Source organism: Dietzia maris (assembly GCF_014144855.1).
Lineage (GTDB): Bacteria > Actinomycetota > Actinomycetes > Mycobacteriales > Mycobacteriaceae > Dietzia > Dietzia kunjamensis.
The window spans coordinates 1-2258 of the sequence record NZ_JAALDN010000346.1 but is presented as its reverse complement, the minus strand read 5'-3'; the positions used below and the strand labels follow the sequence as shown (position 1 = coordinate 2258).

General features: G+C 70.0%; 2 protein-coding genes. One reads left to right on the top strand and one right to left on the bottom strand.

Annotated features, from left to right (window positions below; translation table 11 throughout):
• Positions 1–1333 (bottom strand): 2,4-dienoyl-CoA reductase FMN-binding domain-containing protein (locus G6024_RS11565; RefSeq protein WP_159148750.1); only part of this gene is annotated, 1333 nt, incomplete at its 3' end.
• 331 nt (positions 1334–1664) lie between these two features.
• Here G6024_RS11565 and G6024_RS11560 point away from each other — a divergent pair.
• Positions 1665–2216 carry a CAP domain-containing protein gene (locus G6024_RS11560; protein ID WP_159148749.1) on the top strand — a complete coding sequence of 184 codons (552 nt, stop codon included), beginning with the start codon at positions 1665–1667 and terminating at the stop codon, positions 2214–2216.
• The last annotated feature ends 42 nt before the right edge of the window (positions 2217–2258 follow it).

The following is a 2258-nucleotide window of genomic DNA, read 5'->3' as shown; positions in this document are numbered from 1 at the left end:
CCGGCACGCCGAGGACGTCCAGGCGTCGGCTGAAGTAGGCGATCGACGCCGCGAACTCCTCCTTGCCCGGCACGCGCATCGCGTAGCGGAACTGCCCGCCGAGCTCGTCCTCCGCCTCGAAGACCTCCACCGCGAGTCCGCGGGACGCGGCGGCCTCGGCGCACGCCAGCCCCGCGGGTCCCGCGCCGACCACCGCCACCCGACGCCGGGTGGGGGCCACGGTGAGCAGGAGCTCGGTTTCGCGGCCGGCGCGCGGATTGACCAGGCAGGAGGCACGCTTGTTGGCGAAGGTGTGATCGAGGCAGGCCTGGTTGCAGGCGATGCAGATGTTGATCTCGTCGGCCCGCCCCTCGGCGACCTTGGCGGCGAACGCCGGGTCCGCCAGGAGCGGCCGCGCCATGGACACCAGGTCCGCCTGACCGCGGGCGATGATCTGCTCCGCGATGTCCGGGGTGTTGATGCGGTTGGACGCGATCACCGGGACACCGACGGTCTGCTTGAGCCGGGCCGTGAGGTCGACGAACGCGGCCCGCGGCACGGAGGTGACGATGGTGGGGATGCGGGACTCGTGCCAGCCGATGCCGGTGTTGAACACGTCGACACCAACGGCCTCGAGGCGCTGCGCGAGTTCGGCGGTCTCCTCCCACGACTGGCCGCCGTCGACCAGGTCGAGCAGGCTGATCCGGTACTGCAGCAGGAAGTCGCGGCCCACCTCGGCGCGGACGCGGCGCACGATCTCCTCTCCGAACCGCATCCGCCTGCTCGCGGTGCCGCCCCACGAGTCGGTGCGGCCGTTGGTCCGGGCGGCGAGGAACTGGTTGATGAGGTAGCCCTCCGAGCCCATGATCTCGATGCCGTCATACCCCGCGCGCCGGGCCAGGCGGGCGGCCCGGACCCAGTCGTCGATCGTCCGCTCGACACCCCGGGCGCTCAGGGCGCGCGCTCTGAACATGCTGATCGGCGACTTGGTCGACGCGGCCGAGCGGACGAACGGCTGGTATCCGTAGCGGCCGGCGTGGAGGACCTGCAGGAGGATGTGGGCGCCTTCGGCATGGACGGCGTCGGTGAGGCCGCGGTGCTTGTCGGCCATCCGGCGCGAGGCCATCATCGACCCGGCCGGCAGCAGCCACCCCTCCACGTTGGGCGAGTACCCGCCGGTGACCATGAGGGCGGCCCCGCCGCGCGCCCTCTCGGCGAAGTAGGCGGTGAGCTCGGGCAGGTGCTTCGAGCGGTCCTCCAACCCTGTGTGCATGGACCCCATGATCACGCGGTTGCGCAGGGTGAGATGCCCGACGGCGAGGGGACTGAGGAGGTGAGAGTGACTGTGGCCCATGGGGGCTGATTCTGCCCGGTATCCGGTCGCCCGACCCCGCCGTAGAGGAATTTTCGCTCACCGGGGCGTCCGGACCGGCGTGGCGATGCGGGCCGATCAGGGGCACGCCCGAACATCGATCCGGAGGCGTCGCACGCCTTACTGGACGAACGTCTGTGTGACGAGTCAGCAACCTGGGCGCCTGACCTGCAGTTTTGAGGGTGCACAAAATTGTGTCGCGGGGGTCGATAATGCGGCGATCTCGAAGAACTGACCTTATCCTCAGATTCGTGGCTTCCCTCGGTCACATGTCCTCCCCCGACGTTCCCCCAACCCCTCAGGAATCCCCTCAATGCGAACCATCGTCAGGCGGCGCATCGGCGCCGTCGCCGCCGCTGCCGCCACCTTCCTCGCCCTGGCCGCCCCCGTCACCGCCGCCCAGTCGCTCCAGTTCACCGTGGGCGCGCCCGCCCCCTGTGAGCAGGCGACCCCGGCGGAGACCGAGCAGGTGATCGCGGACATCCACGAGTACACCAACCGCGAGCGCGTCTCCCGCGGCCTCAACCCCGTCACGCGCCTCGCCAGCCTGGACCGGATCGCCCAGGACTGGAGCGAACAGATGGCCAGCGTGGACACCATGACGCACAATCCGCAGATCAAGGCCCTGATGGCGGCAACGTACGACGGAACGCCGCTCAGCGACGGCAAGTGGACCAGTTACGGCGAGAACGTGCTGCAGAACTGGTGCGGCGCCTCGGGCGAGGCGCTCGTCCAGCAGTGGATGAACTCGCTTCCGCACCGCCTCAACCTACTCAACCCGGTGCACACCCACCTCGGTGTGGGCGTGGAGGTCGCCGACAGCCGGAAGCTGTACTCCACCCAGAACTTCGCCCGACTGACCTGACCCCCGCGGCCCCCTCGGTCGTCGCCCCCTCCTACGGCGCCC